Here is a 15,546-nt window from a genome sequence, read left to right on the forward strand (position 1 = left end):
GGTCTTTACAAATCTTGAGTCAATAACCAGGCAGCAGCATTGGCTTCCGTTTCTCTAATTCTGTATAAGCTATTGATAGCGTCATTTATTTCGGTATAACTTTCATAAGAAACTTGTGTCAGGCCCCATTTGTTAACACCTAAAATTTTAGCTTTGTAACCGCTTGTTATCAATTGATTAACCAAACGCTGTGCGTTTTCTGGATAACGAAAAGCACCCGCTATAATATGATAAGGTTTTTTATCTAACGTTACCTCTACACTTAATGAAGGTAAAGCTTCAGAAACAATAAAAGTTGCTTTTTCAATTTTAGTTTGCGTTTCACGCTCCTGTTCTTGATTAGCAATAATTTGCTGCTCTGAAAGGTTTTTTTGATAAATAGAATTTACACCTAATCCTAATAAAGAAAGCCCTATTACGAATATAGCTGCATATTTTAAAAACGCATTAGATTCTTTTTTCCTTTTTGCGTCTAACTGAACTGGTCTTGCAACAATCGGTGGAGTTTCCTTAAGTAACGTTTCTCTTTTTACTTCAGGTAGAACAAAAGAAGACATTCCGAATGATTCCGTTAAATAATTAATCTCTGTTTGAGTTTCAAAGATTATAGTATCATTATTATCTAAAGAAAATTTACCTATAGATTCTAATGTTAAATCTGATTGCTTAATAATATCATACCATTGACCAACTTCAAATTTTATAAAATTTAAAGCATGCTCATAAGGTACTTGATCTAACGCTGCAATATAATTTGCTAGTAAACCATCATTATTTTTTAAATGACTATTAAAAGTAATGAGCTTATGAGGAGGATAAAACGTTTTGGAATACGGACTGATAATTGCCGATTTTGTATTCGTTACAAAACCACCAAACCCCGGAACAATTACACATTCGTAACGATATAATAAATCACTTATGTAATTACAAAGTCTCAGTTGAGTAAAATTTTAGGGGTTAAAGTCTAGTGCAACAAATGTAAAAAAAACTTTAGTTTAATTTAGCAATGGTTCACTTTTTTATTAACAAAGTTTGTATCTTAAAATTTTTAAAACCAAAAAATTGAAAAACGAAGAACTACTTCATTTGTTAGCTCTAATTAATGCCAATGGCGTTGGTGATGTTATGGCTAAAAAATTAATAGCACATTGTGGTAGTGCAACAGCTATATTTTCAGAAAACAAACAAAGTCTAGCAAAAATTCAGGGCGTTGGAACTTCAATTACATATGCATTAAAGGACAAAACTATATTTGAACGAGCTGCAGAAGAAATTGAGTTTATAGAAAATAACAATATTCAATACTCCTATTTTCAGGATGATGATTATCCTAATTACCTTAAACATTGTTTTGACGCCCCAATGTTCTTTTTTAAAAAAGGAAACATTGACATTAACAATTATAAAACCATTAGTATAGTAGGTACGAGACAGATGACTAGTTATGGTAAATCTGTATTAGAGGAACTCATAATAAATTTAAAAGAATACAATCCTGTTATTATTAGTGGCTTGGCCTATGGTGTAGATATTCATGCACATAAACTAGCCTTAAAACACAAGTTGCAAACCGTTGGAGTTTTAGCCCATGGTTTAGATAGAATTTATCCTACCCTACATAAAAAACAAGCTGATCAAATGCTTAAAAATGGAGGTTTAATTACTGATTTTTGGTCAAAAACAAATCCTGATAGAGAGAATTTTGTCAAAAGAAATAGAATTGTAGCAGGGCTATCGCAGGCCACAATTGTCATCGAATCTGCTGAAAAAGGAGGTTCACTAATTACGGCTGATATTGCTAATTCTTACAACAGAGATGTATTTGCCATACCCGGAAGAATTACAGATGCTTATAGTAGAGGTTGCAACCAGTTGATAAAAACCAACAAAGCGGCTTCCTTAACTTCTGCTAAAGATATAGCCTACATCTTGGGGTGGGAAAAGGATGATGAAAAGAAAAAAGCTATTCAGCAACAATTGTTCATTGAACTGAATGACACTGAAAAACAAGTTTATAATTATCTTTTAAAAGAGGGTAAACAACAACTAGACATTATTGCATTACACTGTAACTTGCCAATTTTTAAAATTGCTACTTTACTATTAACATTAGAGTTGAAAGGGGTTATTAAACCGCTCCCAGGTAAAATTTTTGAGGCTATTTAGCTAAATTAATCGTTTCACGTTTTGACCATAAACTACCATCATAAGACATGCCTTCAATATAAAGATTTATAGTTTCAGAAGAATAATTTGGTATTTTAAAAATGAGTTCTCCTGTTTCATTAGGGGTTAGATTAGGTATCCAATGTATGGCCCCTAGTTTTAAAAACTCTTCTGAATTTGTATTTCTATAATTTGGTGTATAATATTTTTTAGGCATTGAAAATCCAAACAAATTGTCAATGGTTTGATATTTATTTATAACAGAAAAAATACCTTGATCATTTCTAGTAAAAATTTTTATACTTCCCGCTGGAGACTCCCCTGGGTTGGGCGTTCTACTTATATAAATGTCAGAAAGTGCCGAAATTTTAAGGTTTAATAATTGTTTAAAATTTCCATATAATGGTATGTTATCTATAAAAATTGTAGGAATGTTCGTACGTCCGGGTATATTACGTTTACTAATAATCCATACATTATCAGCCGATGTGGCAACATCAAATCCATTCTCTCTAATAACGGATGTTATATGCCGTTGTTGAAAATCAGATTTCATTAAATCAATATACTTTGCAGAGTACATTGTTATCAATGGCTTTTTTCTTGCTTCCTTAATTTTAGGACTGGCCTTAAGTTCCACAGTATCCAACAGCGTTCTGCCACTAGAAATAAAACTATATACTTTTTCCTCAGTGTGATGATCATTATTAAATATATTTTTAGTATTACTGCTTAAATTTTGAAAATCATCTTTGATACCATTAGGATAAATATTAAAATAGACAACCGGTTTTATTAGCTTTCCGTTTTTATTTTTTAAACTAAAATTAATACTGGTACTATCTGCTAAAAATAGATTATCAAAGCTAAAAGCCGAATTTTTAATTATGGCAGATTCATGAATTTGATTTTCTGAGGAAGATAAAATGATTGTATTACCTGCTTTGTGTTTATAGCTATTCAGACTACCATTTAATTGAAATCCAGTTTCAAATTTATAGTTAACACTTGGTGGATCATTGAAAATATTGTCCCAACTATACTTACTCCATCCTTGATTTAATAATAATAAATCTAAATCATATAATTTTTTACTATTAATGTCGCTAAAATAATAATAGGGGTTCTCTATATGGCCCTTTAGATAAGGAGCTAATAAAAATATTGCAATTATGGTAGATTGATACTGGTATGCTTCGTTTGATGCAGGTAAAACTGAAATGCTAAAATTCCCTTTAATTTCTGATGTTGTATTAGATTTAAGCGTAATAACACTAGAATCGCCTTTCGAAACTATTTTTGCAGCTTCAATTTCTTTAATGGGTGTTTTTAAAGTATTAAACACCAATCTTTCAGCAATAGGCTCATTATTTTCATTAACTAATGTAAGAATATTAATACCAGATAATAATTCCGATTTTTTTAAACTTATTAAATATTTCAACTTATCAGCCGTAAAGTCGACTTTTACTTTTATTAACTGACCATCTCGGTGAATTAATAGATCATATTGTTTACCTATTAAATCTGGTAAGGTAAGGCTATTCGTTTCTAGAGCAATCAAAACATTGTCACCGTTTGTTGCGTTAACTTTAAGAGATATTCCTTTTCCTTTAGCAGGTTCAATTGGTTTTGTTATTTGTTTTTCATTTGCCAGAACTACATGTATACTATATTTAGTATCCTTTTTAGCATGAAGTGTAAACCTTCCTAATCCAAATTGATTACTTTTAAAAGTGGTTATTTCATTCTCTTTTTCATCTAATACAGTGCCTTTTTTTATAATAACACCGTTTCCTTGCTCATTTATCAATTTAAAACCTATTGTGTTACTTACATTTTCTACAATATGTCCGCCTTCTGGTAATAGCTGTAAGTCATATTTATTTTCATCTGACAGCTTTTTAGTTACTTCTTGCTCATTACCAACAATTTCAAACATTTGAACATGGGACAAATCTTCCGTAAAATTTTTCATCCAGTTGGTTGTCGTCTTTATGTAATAAATTCCTGGAGTAAATTTATGGTCAACTAAAAAGTTTCCATGAGTAAACCCCATAGTTGCATATAGAAGTTTTGATTCCATCAAGTTACCAGATTCATTGAAAATACTAACATAAATATTTGTGCTACTCACGTAAGGTGTTTGATACCTGCCATTATAGATATAGCTCTTAAACCAAATCTCTTCACCGATAAAGTAGCTCGTTTTATTTAAATGTGTATAAATTGTTTCTCGCTCAAGTTCAAAATAAGCGTTATACTTTTTAACTAATTCTTTAGAAGATTTAATTTGTGAAAAAACTGTAAATGACAAATTCAGTACTACGAGAAGTAATAGAAATGATTTTTTCATAATGTTTTGTTGCGACAGGAAGAAATCAAATATATGACAAAATATAAATTATAAAGGTATTGTTTATAAAATATTTTTTTATTTATATTACTCCTTTCTCAACAAAATACTGTACCACGGCCTCTTTCATTAAAACAGATTGTTCGCCTGCTTTTAAAAAAGGTAATTCCTCTTTAATTTTGAAATGTGGCCAGCCATCATCGTCGAAAAAATCAAATTCGTAATAACCAAGCGGTTCTAATAATCTGCAAATAGCAATATGCATTAAGTCTACTTTATCGTCTTTCTTAAACTTACGATACCCTTGACCTAATTCTTGAACACCAATTAGATATATAATAGCATCCAAATCAACTGCTTCTCCATCGGCAAATTGCATTGAAATTCTAGTCTTCAACACTTCCCATTTTTCCTTTAATTCTATATCTCTAGACATTCTTCTTTCTTATAAAAACCTTGCAAATTTAATCTAAATGATAGATCTCCATTATATGTTCTAAGATATTTTCAAAATCAATTTTCAAATCAATCAATTTCCCCGTATGTATATCAAAAACCCAACCATGAACTTTTAAATCTCTCTCTCTATATGCTTTTTGTACTGCTGCTGTTTTAATTAAATTAACACATTGTTCTTGCACGTTCAATTCAACTAACCTATCATACTTTTTTTCTTCATCTTTTATTCCATCTAACTCTGCCTTATGAATACGATATACATCTCTAATATTTCTCAACCAAGGGTTTAAAATACCTAAATCTGCCGATTGCATAGCAGCTTTTACACCACCACAAGCATAATGCCCACAAACAACAACATGATTTACTTTTAAATGATCAACGGCATAATTAACAACTGACATTACATTTAAATCAATGCTAATAACCATATTGGCGATGTTTCTGTGTACAAAAACATCGCCAGGTTCTAAGCCCATTAAATCTTCAGCTGCTACCCTACTATCTGAGCATCCTATATACAATAACTCCGGGTTTTGACCACTTCCTAATTTAGTAAAGTAGTCATTATCTACAGCTAACTTATTATGAATCCACTTTTTATTATTATCAAAAATACTATCTAAATTCATTTATTATTTTTAGTACTATTATCACTAACGTTGGCTTTTATCCAAACTAAGCATTCTTTAAAAGTAGTAAAAATATTCTCTTTTGGGATTAAATCAGGAATTATATCAATACGTTCCATTAAATAATAAGGTTGCTCTAAAACATCAACCAGTAAAACATCTTTTCCTTGTTGTTTTAAATCCACAAAAACATCTTCCAAAGCATACAATCCTGATTGATCTAAATATTGCATTCTATCCATTCTGAAAACAACGGCAGTTGCAGTTTCAGGTATTTGTTTTGCTAAACTCTGAAATTCGCTAGTAGAACCAAAAAATAATGGACCTTTAACATGTTTTATAAACACCTCTTCTTTTAATATCTCTGGCATTTCCATTTCATCATCCCAATATTTCTCTTTTGACAAAGACTTAACGTCTGAACGTTTCGCCGTTAAATCGCCAATTTTTTTCATAAACATTAACGAAGCAATTACAAGCCCAATCCCTACAGCGTAAACCAAATTCCAAAAAGTAGAAAGCAACAAAACGACAATCATTATTATTACTTCAGAACTCACTTTAATTCCGGCTATCTTTGCATCTCTTGGTAAACTAGGAATTGCTCTTAGGCCTTTATAATCCATTACTCCAATACCTACAGTTATTAAAATCCCTGCCAATACTGCGGCTGGAATTTGTGATGCTACAGGACTCAAAACTAACAGAATTATAAGTAACATAACACCAGCAATCATTCCTGAAAGTCTTGTTTTACCTCCTGCATTAATATTTACAACTGTTCTAATAGTTGCTCCCGCTCCTGGTAAACCTCCAAAAAGTGCCCCAATGGTATTTCCTATACCTTGACCTACTAGTTCTTTATTCGGTTTATGCTTCGTTTTGGTCATATTGTCAGCAACAACACTCGTTAATAAAGAATCTATTGCACCAAGTAAAGCTAGGGTAAGAGCTGTAAAAATATAGGGTGTAAGTGCACTCAAGCTAAATTCTGTAAAAATTTCAAACTTTGGTATTGGTAACCCTGTTGGTATTTGTTCAATAGGTCTATAATCTAAACCAAAGCCAACCGCAACCCCAGATACAACCACAAGGGCCACTAATGCACTTGGAATTTTCGTAGTAATTCTTTTAAATCCATAGATAATAATTATTGTCGCTAATGCTAACATTAATTCTAAAAAATTAATATTTTGCAAGGCTCTACCAATTACTTTAAAAGTACCTAGAACACCTGAAGCTTCTTTACCTGCTAGGGTTTTAGATTCCTTATCAATATCTGCTGGAGTGATTAATTCAGCTCTTACAATAGTCTCTTTAAAATTTTCCAAGACCAATATTCCTTCTCCTGCTTCTTCTTTTAAAATATTATCTAATATAATCTCCTCTGCTTGAGGTTTAAATTGATTTACATATTCTGCATCTTCCTTCGGGTAATAACCAACCGCGGGTAATATTTGAGTCACTAAAATAATAACGCCAATGGCTGTCATAAACCCAGAAACTACTGGGTAAGGTATGTATTTTATATATTTACCAAACCCAAGAACACCAAGCCCTATCTGCATTAAGCCCGCCAATAAGAAAACCGCTAAAATTACAGGTAATGCTTTGTTAACATCTCCATCATAGGCAGCTACTAAACCTGCAATTATAACCATACTCACAGCAGTCATTGGTGCTGTTGGACCCGATATTTGAGTACTCGTACCCCCAAAAAGTGCCGCAAAAAAACTGATAAAAATTGCTCCATATAGACCCGCACTTGGACCTAAGCCTGAAGATACCCCAAAAGCTAAAGCTAATGGCAAGGCTACAATTCCGGCAGTAATCCCACCAAATGCATCTCCTCTAAAATTTGAAAATAATTTTTTCATAATTTGTTTTTTAGTTTATTAATTATTCATCAAATTTTACTTCGCCTGTATTTACATCATACATGGCTCCAATAATTTTAATTTCACCATTTTTTTCCATTTCAGTAAGTATTGGGCTTTCTGCATGAATTCTATCAATCATTAATTGTACATTCACATGAGATACTTCGTCTACAAATTCTAAATTTTTAGAACTTCTTAAGCTTTCATCTTTTGGCTCTGTAACAGCATTAACAGCTGGTGTTATTTTTTGAACTAATTTAGTTAAATTGCCCATTTCTGCATGGTCGCATGCACCTTTTACCGCACCACAACTTGTATGTCCTAAAACTACAATTAGCTCTGTTCCTGCTAACTTACAAGCAAATTCCATACTACCCAAAATGTCTTCGTTTACAATATTACCTGCTATACGCACACTAAAAATATCGCCTAACCCTTGGTCAAAAACCAATTCGGCTGAAACTCTAGAATCTATACAACTTAATATCGTAGCAAATGGAAATTGTCCATCGCTTGTATCATTTACTTGTTCTAAAAGGTTTCGGTTAGCCTTCAGGTTGTTTTGAAATCTTTGGTTTCCTTCTTTTAAATATTGCAATGACTTATCTGGAGTCATTGTTGCCTGTGTTTCTTTTGTATGTGCTTTCATTCTTAATTTTTTTATGTTTAATATTTATTACAATAGATTTAACTTAAACCGATTATAGAACGGTTTATAAGTTACATGATAAAAAATAAATCTTCAATAAGATTTATACCTATAAAATTAAGAAAATTCAGGCGGTGGTAGGTGAAGTTTTGGAAAGAAATTTGAAGATAATTCCCCGTAACGTTGATTAAGTAATAAGGCAAATTCTATTATAGAATCTTCATTATCTTCATTTTGGAATATTTTAATTTTTACGTCTTTCTCTACTTCGCTTCCCTTTTTTTCCTCTTCATTTAAACTAAACACCGAAGAAATATCATTAGAACTATCTAATAAAGAAATAATAGTAGGTGTTAAAATAAAATTAACAAATACGATTAATAAAATAATAGAAAGACTTTTTTTCAACATTAATATTCCAGATTTATGGAAGGCAAATATAATATTTTTAAATTAACGAATCACCTGTTTTTATACCTTTTTCCAAAAGGATACTAAGAAATCTATTACATTTGTATTTTTACAAAAACACTCAATTATGTATAGCAATATCAAACAATATTTACAAAACGAATTACAAGATATTAAAGAAGCAGGTTTATATAAATCTGAACGAATTATTACTTCCGCACAAGATGCCGTTATTAAAATATCTACTGGTCAAGAGGTGATTAATTTTTGTGCAAATAATTATTTAGGACTTTCTAACCATCCAGAAGTTATTCAAGCAGCAAAAGACACCATGGACACACATGGTTACGGTATGTCTTCCGTTCGTTTTATTTGTGGTACACAAGACATTCATAAAGAATTAGAAAAACGTATCGCTAGTTTTTATGGCTTTGAAGACACTATTTTATATGCTGCTGCTTTTGATGCCAATGGCGGAATTTTTGAACCCCTTTTAGGAAAAGAAGATGCTATTATTTCTGATTCTTTAAATCATGCTTCAATTATTGATGGTGTTCGTTTGTGTAAAGCAGCACGTTATCGTTATGAAAATAACAATATGGAGGAATTGGAAGCTCGATTAAAAGAAGCCAATGAAGCGGGAGCCCGATTTAAACTAATTGTTACAGACGGCGTATTTTCAATGGATGGAATTGTTGCTAGCTTAGATAAAATATGTGATTTAGCTGAAAAATATGATGCCATGGTCATGGTAGATGAATGTCACGCGACAGGATTTATTGGTAAAACAGGAAAAGGTACATTAGAATTAAAAAATGTACTAAACCGTGTTGATATTGTTACAGGTACATTAGGAAAAGCATTGGGTGGAGCCATGGGTGGATACACAACCGCTAAAAAGGAAATTATTGAACTATTAAGACAACGTTCTAGACCTTATTTATTTTCAAATTCATTAGCACCAGCTATTGTTGGAGCCTCTTTAAAAGTATTTGACTTGCTAGAAAATGACACTTCCTTACGAGATAAATTAGAGTGGAACACTAATTATTTCCGTAACGGGATGGAAAAAGCAGGGTTTGATCTTGTCGGTGCAGATGCGGCAATTGTGCCGGTTATGTTATACGATGCAAAATTATCTCAAGATATGGCAAATGCACTGTTAGATGAAGGTATATATGTTATTGGATTCTTCTTTCCTGTGGTACCAAAAGAAAAAGCACGAATTAGAGTACAGTTATCGGCAGCACACAGTCAAGAACATTTAGATAAGGCAATCGCTGCTTTTACTAAAGTAGGAAAACAACTTAATGTCATTCAATAAATTTAACCTATGAGCATCATACGAATTACTAAACATTTCGATTTTGAAACGGCACATGCACTATATGGTTACGATGGTAAGTGTAAAAATATTCACGGACATAGTTATCAATTGTATGTTACCATAGTTGGTACCCCAATTAATGATGCCAATCATGTAAAAAACGGAATGGTACTCGATTTTGGAGATTTAAAAAAAATTGTAAAATCAGAAGTTGTAGATATTTTTGACCATGCCACTGTTTTAAATGCGAATTCACCACATAAAGAATTGGCTGCTAAAATTGAAAGTCATTCGTCAAGAGTAATTTTGGTAGATTATCAGCCAACAAGTGAAAACATGCTGGTAGATTTTGCAGACAAAATCAGTAAGAAATTACCAAAATCGGTGAACCTACATTCTTTAAAATTATGCGAAACCAATAATTCGCATGCAGAATGGTTTGCTGAAGATCAGTAAGTGATTTTCAATAAACAGTTATTGTAAAAAACCGAAATTCAAATCATAACTAAAAATTTCTAGAGATCTTAAAAGGCTCCATTCTAGAGAGAGGTCAAAGGCGTGTTATGGTTTTGTAAGAATAATTACTTCTAAATGTTGCGAGTTTTCGCTATTTTTGAAGTCAAATTAGATTAATGAACATCACCATTCCTAGCAACAAAAAAATATATTTCGCATCTGATCAACACTTGGGGTTACCCAATCATAAAGATAGCTTAGTACGCGAAAAGATTTTTATAAAATGGTTAGATACTGTCAAGCAAGATGCAGAAGCCATTTTTTTATTAGGCGATCTCTTCGATTTTTGGTTCGAGTATAAAAAGGTTGTACCAAAAGGATTTATTCGTGTGTTGGGCAAACTAGCCGAAATTAGAGACAGTGGCATCCCTATTTACTTCTTTGTCGGTAATCACGATTTATGGATGGATGATTATTTTGAAAAAGAATTGGTCATTCCAGTATATCACAAACCTAAAGAATATATCATCAATAATAAAACATTCTTAATTGGTCATGGAGATGGTTTAGGCCCAGGAGACAAAGGCTATAAAAGAATGAAAAAAGTATTTACCAATCCTGTTTCAAAATGGTTATACCGTTGGTTGCATCCTGATATTGGTATGCGATTAGGAGTGTATTTATCAACCAAAAACAAAATGATTTCTGGAGATGAAGATGCCAAATTTTTAGGCGAAGAAAATGAATGGTTGGCACAATATTGCAAACGAAAATTAGAAACAAAACATTACGATTATTTTATCTTTGGACACCGCCATTTACCTATGGAAATTGAAGTTGGAGATAACAGTAAATACATCAATTTGGGCGATTGGATTAACCATTTAACCTATGGTGTTTTTGATGGAGATACTATAGAGTTAAAAAAACATATTACTGAATAATGGCCAAAACGAAAACAACCTTTTTCTGTCAAAATTGCGGTACACAACACGCTCAATGGGCAGGTAAATGTAATGTATGTAACGAATGGAATACCATTGTTGAAGAAGTAATTCAAAAAGAAGAAAAACGTGCTTGGAAACAATCTTCACCTTCCAAAAAGGTAGCAAAACCCCTAAAGATAAATGATATTGCCATTAATGAAGAAGATAGAATTGACACTCAAAACAATGAGCTCAATAGAGTATTAGGTGGGGGCTTAGTAAAAGGTTCTATGACGCTATTAGGTGGCGAACCTGGTATTGGTAAGTCAACCTTGATTTTGCAAGTAGCCTTAACCATAAATAAAAAAGTACTATATGTTTCGGGCGAGGAAAGTCAATCGCAAATTAAAATGCGAGCAGAAAGGCTTAAAAACACTAATACAGAATGTTTGATTCTTACTGAAACTAAAACCCAAAACATCTTTAAAAGTATAGAAGAAACTCAACCAGATGTCGTTGTAATTGACTCTATTCAAACTTTACAAACTGATGCTATTGAAGCGTCACCTGGTAGTATTTCTCAAATACGAGAAACCACTGCTGAACTCATAAAATTTGCTAAAGAAACGGCAACACCTGTTATTTTAATTGGTCATATTACCAAAGAAGGAACTATTGCAGGACCAAAAATTTTAGAACACATGGTAGATGTGGTTTTACAGTTTGAAGGCGACAGAAACCATACCTATCGTATTTTACGAGCACAGAAAAACCGTTTCGGTTCCACTGCAGAACTTGGTATTTACGAAATGCAAGGTTCAGGATTACGAGAAGTTGAAAACCCATCTGAAATACTGATTTCAGAAAAGGACGAATCTTTAAGCGGTACTGCTATTGGAGCAACATTAGAAGGCATGCGACCCTTAATGATAGAAGTTCAAGCTTTAGTGAGCACAGCTGTTTACGGTACACCTCAACGATCAACAACAGGTTATAATACAAAAAGGCTCAATATGATTTTAGCCGTATTAGAAAAACGAGCAGGATTCCGTTTGGGTGCAAAAGATGTCTTTTTAAATATTGCAGGGGGAATTTCAGTAGACGACCCAGCAATTGATTTAGCAGTTGTAGCTTCTATACTTTCTTCGAATGAAGATGAAGCCATTCCTCAAGATTATTGCTTTGCTGCTGAAGTTGGTTTGGCGGGTGAAATTAGACCCGTTAATCGTGTTGAACAACGCATTTTAGAAGCTGAAAAACTTGGGTTTCAAAAAATTATGGTATCTAAATACAACAAAATTCCATCTAAAAAGTATAACATTAAAATAGTACTCGTTTCTAAAATTGAAGATGTATATCAGCAGTTATTTTAGACTTAATTTTAACGAATTATCAATAATTTTTAGAAATTTTACGCCAAGAAAAAAATACTATTTAGTATTTAACACAACTCTAAGAAGTGTTAAATTACTGACTATCAATAACTATACAGTTTTATCTACCTTTATAAGTAATTCTAAAAACAAACCAATTGGTGTAAATTGGTTTTATCTCAAATAAATGTATAACTACTTAACTTTCTTTAGCTGCACAACAAGATTTGGTGAATTTGTAGCTACAAAATTATCCTTTTTTAAATTTCCATAGAAGTTACAAGTGAATCCAATTTCAGTTGCTATTTTTTCAAAACCACTTTTTGAATGAGGGTATAACGTTGTTATTATCTGGCTAACTTGTTTCTTTTTCTTGTCATTTTTTTCTATGATAAAGTCAATATCGTTTGTATTGATATTGTACTTTCTAAGTATAGAAACCTCATCATTTTCATATACATTCAGTATATGAATGCCACTTTCGGGCAGCTTCGCATAATTTACAATTTGGAAAAGTACCTCACCACCAAAATTTAAAATACCATAGAGTTTCGACATTAGACCACTAACCTCTTGCATATTGATATTGGCAATGGTGTTGCCTAGAGAAACAATAAAATCATATCTCTTATCTTTTATCGAAAATGTAGTTAACCCAGATTCTATAAAATTAATATTAGCATCAAATTTTTTTGCATTTTTTTTGGCTTGCTGCAACATTCCTTTAGAGTGATCAATGGCATCAACCTGTAGTCCTAATTTAGACAATGCAATGGAATCTGCTGCTGTACCGCAACCTAAATCGAGAACCGTCTTATAATTTGTTAACAGAAAGTTTTTAAAAAAAGAGGTTTTATTCTTAAGTGCATTTTCAAAATTGATCATTACATCATAATCATCGGAAAGCTCATCAAAAAATTGGCTATTTGAAGTCATTTATTTTGTTTTTAAGCATCCATTAACTATTGTACGTTTAATCAATTCCCCATCCGTCATAATAACCAACATTAGAAAGCGCCAATGATTTTAATACTTTTGTCAATTCTGCCATAAATGTGGGATACAATTCATCTTCTCGGTGTATTTGCAACTCATAAGGAAAGTCATTATTTTCATCAAACTTTAAAGAATCAACTTTGAAATCAATCGTTTTAATTTTTTCTAAAAACTGCTCTCTATTCTTGTCCTTTTTAAAATAAAAATAATGATTTATTTTGCGTTTCTGAGTAAGATCTACACCTTCTAAAAACAATTGACTTAATAGGTCTTGGCTCATAAAAAAGCTATCAGATACATCTTTAGGGTAAAGTACATCTTTATAATAATGCCATTTTTTATCTCGGTTAATAACCAAATAATTTTTAGAATCAGTGAATTTATTTTTATATAACGAATCAATTTTATTTCTAAGGTTGATCGTATCTTTTACATAATACACATCAAAACCTGTGCATTGGTAAGTCAATATACCTACCAACCTATTTTTTTTAGATGATTTAACAATGATATCAGCTACAGCATCTGAATAGTCATAAATTTCTTCTAGACCTTCAGCATTTGGCATACCGTTTTTAAAACATTTACTTGTTCTCTTACCAACCAATACTATATTTTTATAATTGGGTTTACCCAGCATGTATTTGTAATTGACGGTTACAGACATTATACCCTTTTCCTTTTCAATAACATAGTTGCCCCAATCATCTTGAGCATAACTTGATAAAAAAACGCATAGCAACAGAAAAACACTTGTAGATATCTTTTTTCTCATATAAATGGTTTGATTTTCTCCCTTAACCAATCATCAAAAATGATGCCTTTTTAAAATAAAAATCCTGCAAAGTATTAAAATACTTTGCAGGATAAATATAAACATTGTTTTTTATTTAAACGAACCTATTGTAATAAGTAATAAGGCTTTTATAATCACGACCTATACTTTCAGCTTCACGATCAGTGATTTTACCATCCCTCTTACACTTTCTAACCTCTCCTAAATATTCTTCAATTTCTTCATAGAAATTTTTATAATTACTCGCTTTACTATGCTCTTCTAATAATTCAGGAGTTAAATCTTTATGCTTTGTAAAATTAGCTTCTAATTCGTCATATTTAGCGTTTAATGCCTCAACATCAATTTCTTCCGCGTACACTATATCTACAATTTCTTCAGCAATACCAATATCTGTTTTTGAAGCAATAATACTTTCTTTTAATGGATGGTCTTTTAATAGTTCAATTTCTGCTTGATTAGAAATTGGTCTTAAGATTTTATAGGCTTCTGTACGTTTATTATAAAAAGCTTCAATATTAGTCTTAATAAGATCTACGTATTCTTTTCCTTTAGCCCAATCATCATCTTTAAAATCTTCGTTACTATAATAGTCCTTAAACTTTTTATAAGCTTCATGTGTGTTTTCAAATGCCTCTGCTGTAGCTTTTACACTATTTGTCAATTCTTCTTTAACTTCAGAAGGTAGGTTGTTGCCAGGCTTTAATAAAAAAATACCGTCTCTTTCTCTATTAATATCAGGAACCGAACCAATAAAAGCATGTGCTAAAAATAATGTTGGCTTTTTCTTTTGAGTTACCATGTTACTCATTTTTTCATAATCATCACCCGCTTTAGTAATTTTGTCACCAGCATCATTCATATAGTCTACCATCGCATTATTATAAGCAATAACACTATTGGCACCACCAGACCCCATATCACTTACGGCATCTAATGCACTACTGGCTTTATCTCCTAATTTTCCACAACTTACTACTATTAGTGCTGCTAATACAAATACAATTTTGAATTTCATGAATTACTGTTTTTAAAGATTAATTAATAATGTCCTATATATATTTTCTTAATAGACCATTTATGCAAAAATATGTAAAAATATGTAAAAAATTAACG

15 protein-coding genes and 1 pseudogene are annotated in these 15,546 nt (G+C 31.6%); 5 read left to right on the forward strand and 11 right to left on the reverse strand.

The features are described from left to right. Window positions 1-5: 5 nt before the first annotated feature. Window positions 6-557 carry an SPOR domain-containing protein gene (locus FF125_RS21245; protein ID WP_138952142.1) on the reverse strand — a complete coding sequence of 184 codons (552 nt, stop codon included), beginning with the start codon at window positions 555-557 and terminating at the stop codon, window positions 6-8. A 15-nt stretch (window positions 558-572) separates the two neighbouring features. Beyond that, window positions 573-941: pseudogene (locus FF125_RS22330) on the reverse strand (HU domain-containing protein); the annotation flags it as partial. Between the two features lie 124 nt (window positions 942-1,065). Here FF125_RS22330 and dprA point away from each other — a divergent pair. Then, on the forward strand, window positions 1,066-2,169 hold the full coding sequence (dprA, locus tag FF125_RS21250) for a DNA-processing protein DprA (protein ID WP_138952143.1): 1,104 nt from the start codon (window positions 1,066-1,068) through the stop codon (window positions 2,167-2,169). On the opposite strand, the gene FF125_RS21255 is transcribed toward dprA, so the two are convergent. The 6 genes from FF125_RS21255 to FF125_RS21280 form a co-directional block, all read right to left on the reverse strand. Next, window positions 2,162-4,525, reverse strand: a complete 2,364-nt coding sequence (locus FF125_RS21255) for a hypothetical protein (protein WP_138952145.1) — start codon at window positions 4,523-4,525, stop codon at window positions 2,162-2,164. The genes dprA and FF125_RS21255 overlap by 8 nt on opposite strands. Window positions 4,526-4,607: 82 nt before the next feature. Continuing rightward, complete coding sequence (locus FF125_RS21260) at window positions 4,608-4,961, reverse strand: hypothetical protein (RefSeq protein ID WP_117880077.1); 354 nt, start codon at window positions 4,959-4,961, stop codon at window positions 4,608-4,610. Between the two features lie 28 nt (window positions 4,962-4,989). Beyond that, complete coding sequence (locus FF125_RS21265) at window positions 4,990-5,616, reverse strand: carbonic anhydrase (RefSeq protein ID WP_117880078.1); 627 nt, start codon at window positions 5,614-5,616, stop codon at window positions 4,990-4,992. Beyond that, window positions 5,613-7,493: a SulP family inorganic anion transporter gene (locus tag FF125_RS21270; RefSeq protein WP_138952147.1), complete on the reverse strand. Its 1,881-nt coding sequence runs from the start codon at window positions 7,491-7,493 to the stop codon at window positions 5,613-5,615. Before FF125_RS21270 ends, FF125_RS21265 begins: the two co-directional genes overlap by 4 nt. A 22-nt stretch (window positions 7,494-7,515) precedes the next feature. Continuing rightward, window positions 7,516-8,145 carry a carbonic anhydrase family protein gene (locus FF125_RS21275; protein WP_138952149.1) on the reverse strand — a complete coding sequence of 210 codons (630 nt, stop codon included), beginning with the start codon at window positions 8,143-8,145 and terminating at the stop codon, window positions 7,516-7,518. Between the two features lie 117 nt (window positions 8,146-8,262). Beyond that, entirely contained in the window at window positions 8,263-8,556 is a 294-nt protein-coding gene (locus tag FF125_RS21280; protein WP_138952151.1) for a hypothetical protein, read from the reverse strand. Between the two features lie 127 nt (window positions 8,557-8,683). On the opposite strand from FF125_RS21280, the gene kbl reads away from it, so the two are divergent. The 4 genes from kbl (at window position 8,684) to radA (ending at window position 12,638) form a co-directional block, all read left to right on the forward strand. Continuing rightward, window positions 8,684-9,880, forward strand: coding sequence for a glycine C-acetyltransferase (gene kbl, locus FF125_RS21285; RefSeq protein WP_138952153.1), 1,197 nt, complete (start codon window positions 8,684-8,686; stop codon window positions 9,878-9,880). A gap of 9 nt (window positions 9,881-9,889) precedes the next feature. Further along, window positions 9,890-10,339, forward strand: a complete 450-nt coding sequence (locus FF125_RS21290; protein ID WP_138952154.1) for a 6-pyruvoyl trahydropterin synthase family protein — start codon at window positions 9,890-9,892, stop codon at window positions 10,337-10,339. A 176-nt stretch (window positions 10,340-10,515) separates the two neighbouring features. After that, window positions 10,516-11,283 (forward strand): UDP-2,3-diacylglucosamine diphosphatase, encoded by a 768-nt coding sequence (locus FF125_RS21295; protein ID WP_175418979.1) that lies wholly within the window; start codon window positions 10,516-10,518, stop codon window positions 11,281-11,283. Beyond that, on the forward strand, window positions 11,283-12,638 hold the full coding sequence (gene radA / locus FF125_RS21300) for a DNA repair protein RadA (RefSeq protein WP_138952156.1): 1,356 nt from the start codon (window positions 11,283-11,285) through the stop codon (window positions 12,636-12,638). The genes FF125_RS21295 and radA overlap by 1 nt, the downstream gene beginning before the upstream one ends. A gap of 195 nt (window positions 12,639-12,833) precedes the next feature. Here radA and FF125_RS21305 read toward each other — a convergent pair whose 3' ends face one another. From FF125_RS21305 to FF125_RS21315, 3 genes are all read right to left on the reverse strand, one after another. Continuing rightward, window positions 12,834-13,574 (reverse strand): class I SAM-dependent methyltransferase, encoded by a 741-nt coding sequence (locus tag FF125_RS21305; protein WP_138952158.1) that lies wholly within the window; start codon window positions 13,572-13,574, stop codon window positions 12,834-12,836. 37 nt (window positions 13,575-13,611) lie between these two features. Further along, window positions 13,612-14,409, reverse strand: a complete 798-nt coding sequence (locus FF125_RS21310; RefSeq protein WP_138952159.1) for a ribonuclease E inhibitor RraB — start codon at window positions 14,407-14,409, stop codon at window positions 13,612-13,614. A gap of 115 nt (window positions 14,410-14,524) precedes the next feature. After that, complete coding sequence (locus tag FF125_RS21315) at window positions 14,525-15,448, reverse strand: DUF6845 domain-containing protein (RefSeq protein WP_138952161.1); 924 nt, start codon at window positions 15,446-15,448, stop codon at window positions 14,525-14,527. Window positions 15,449-15,546: the final 98 nt, after the last annotated feature.

The organism is Aureibaculum algae (assembly GCF_006065315.1).
In the GTDB taxonomy this organism is placed as follows: domain Bacteria; phylum Bacteroidota; class Bacteroidia; order Flavobacteriales; family Flavobacteriaceae; genus Aureibaculum; species Aureibaculum algae.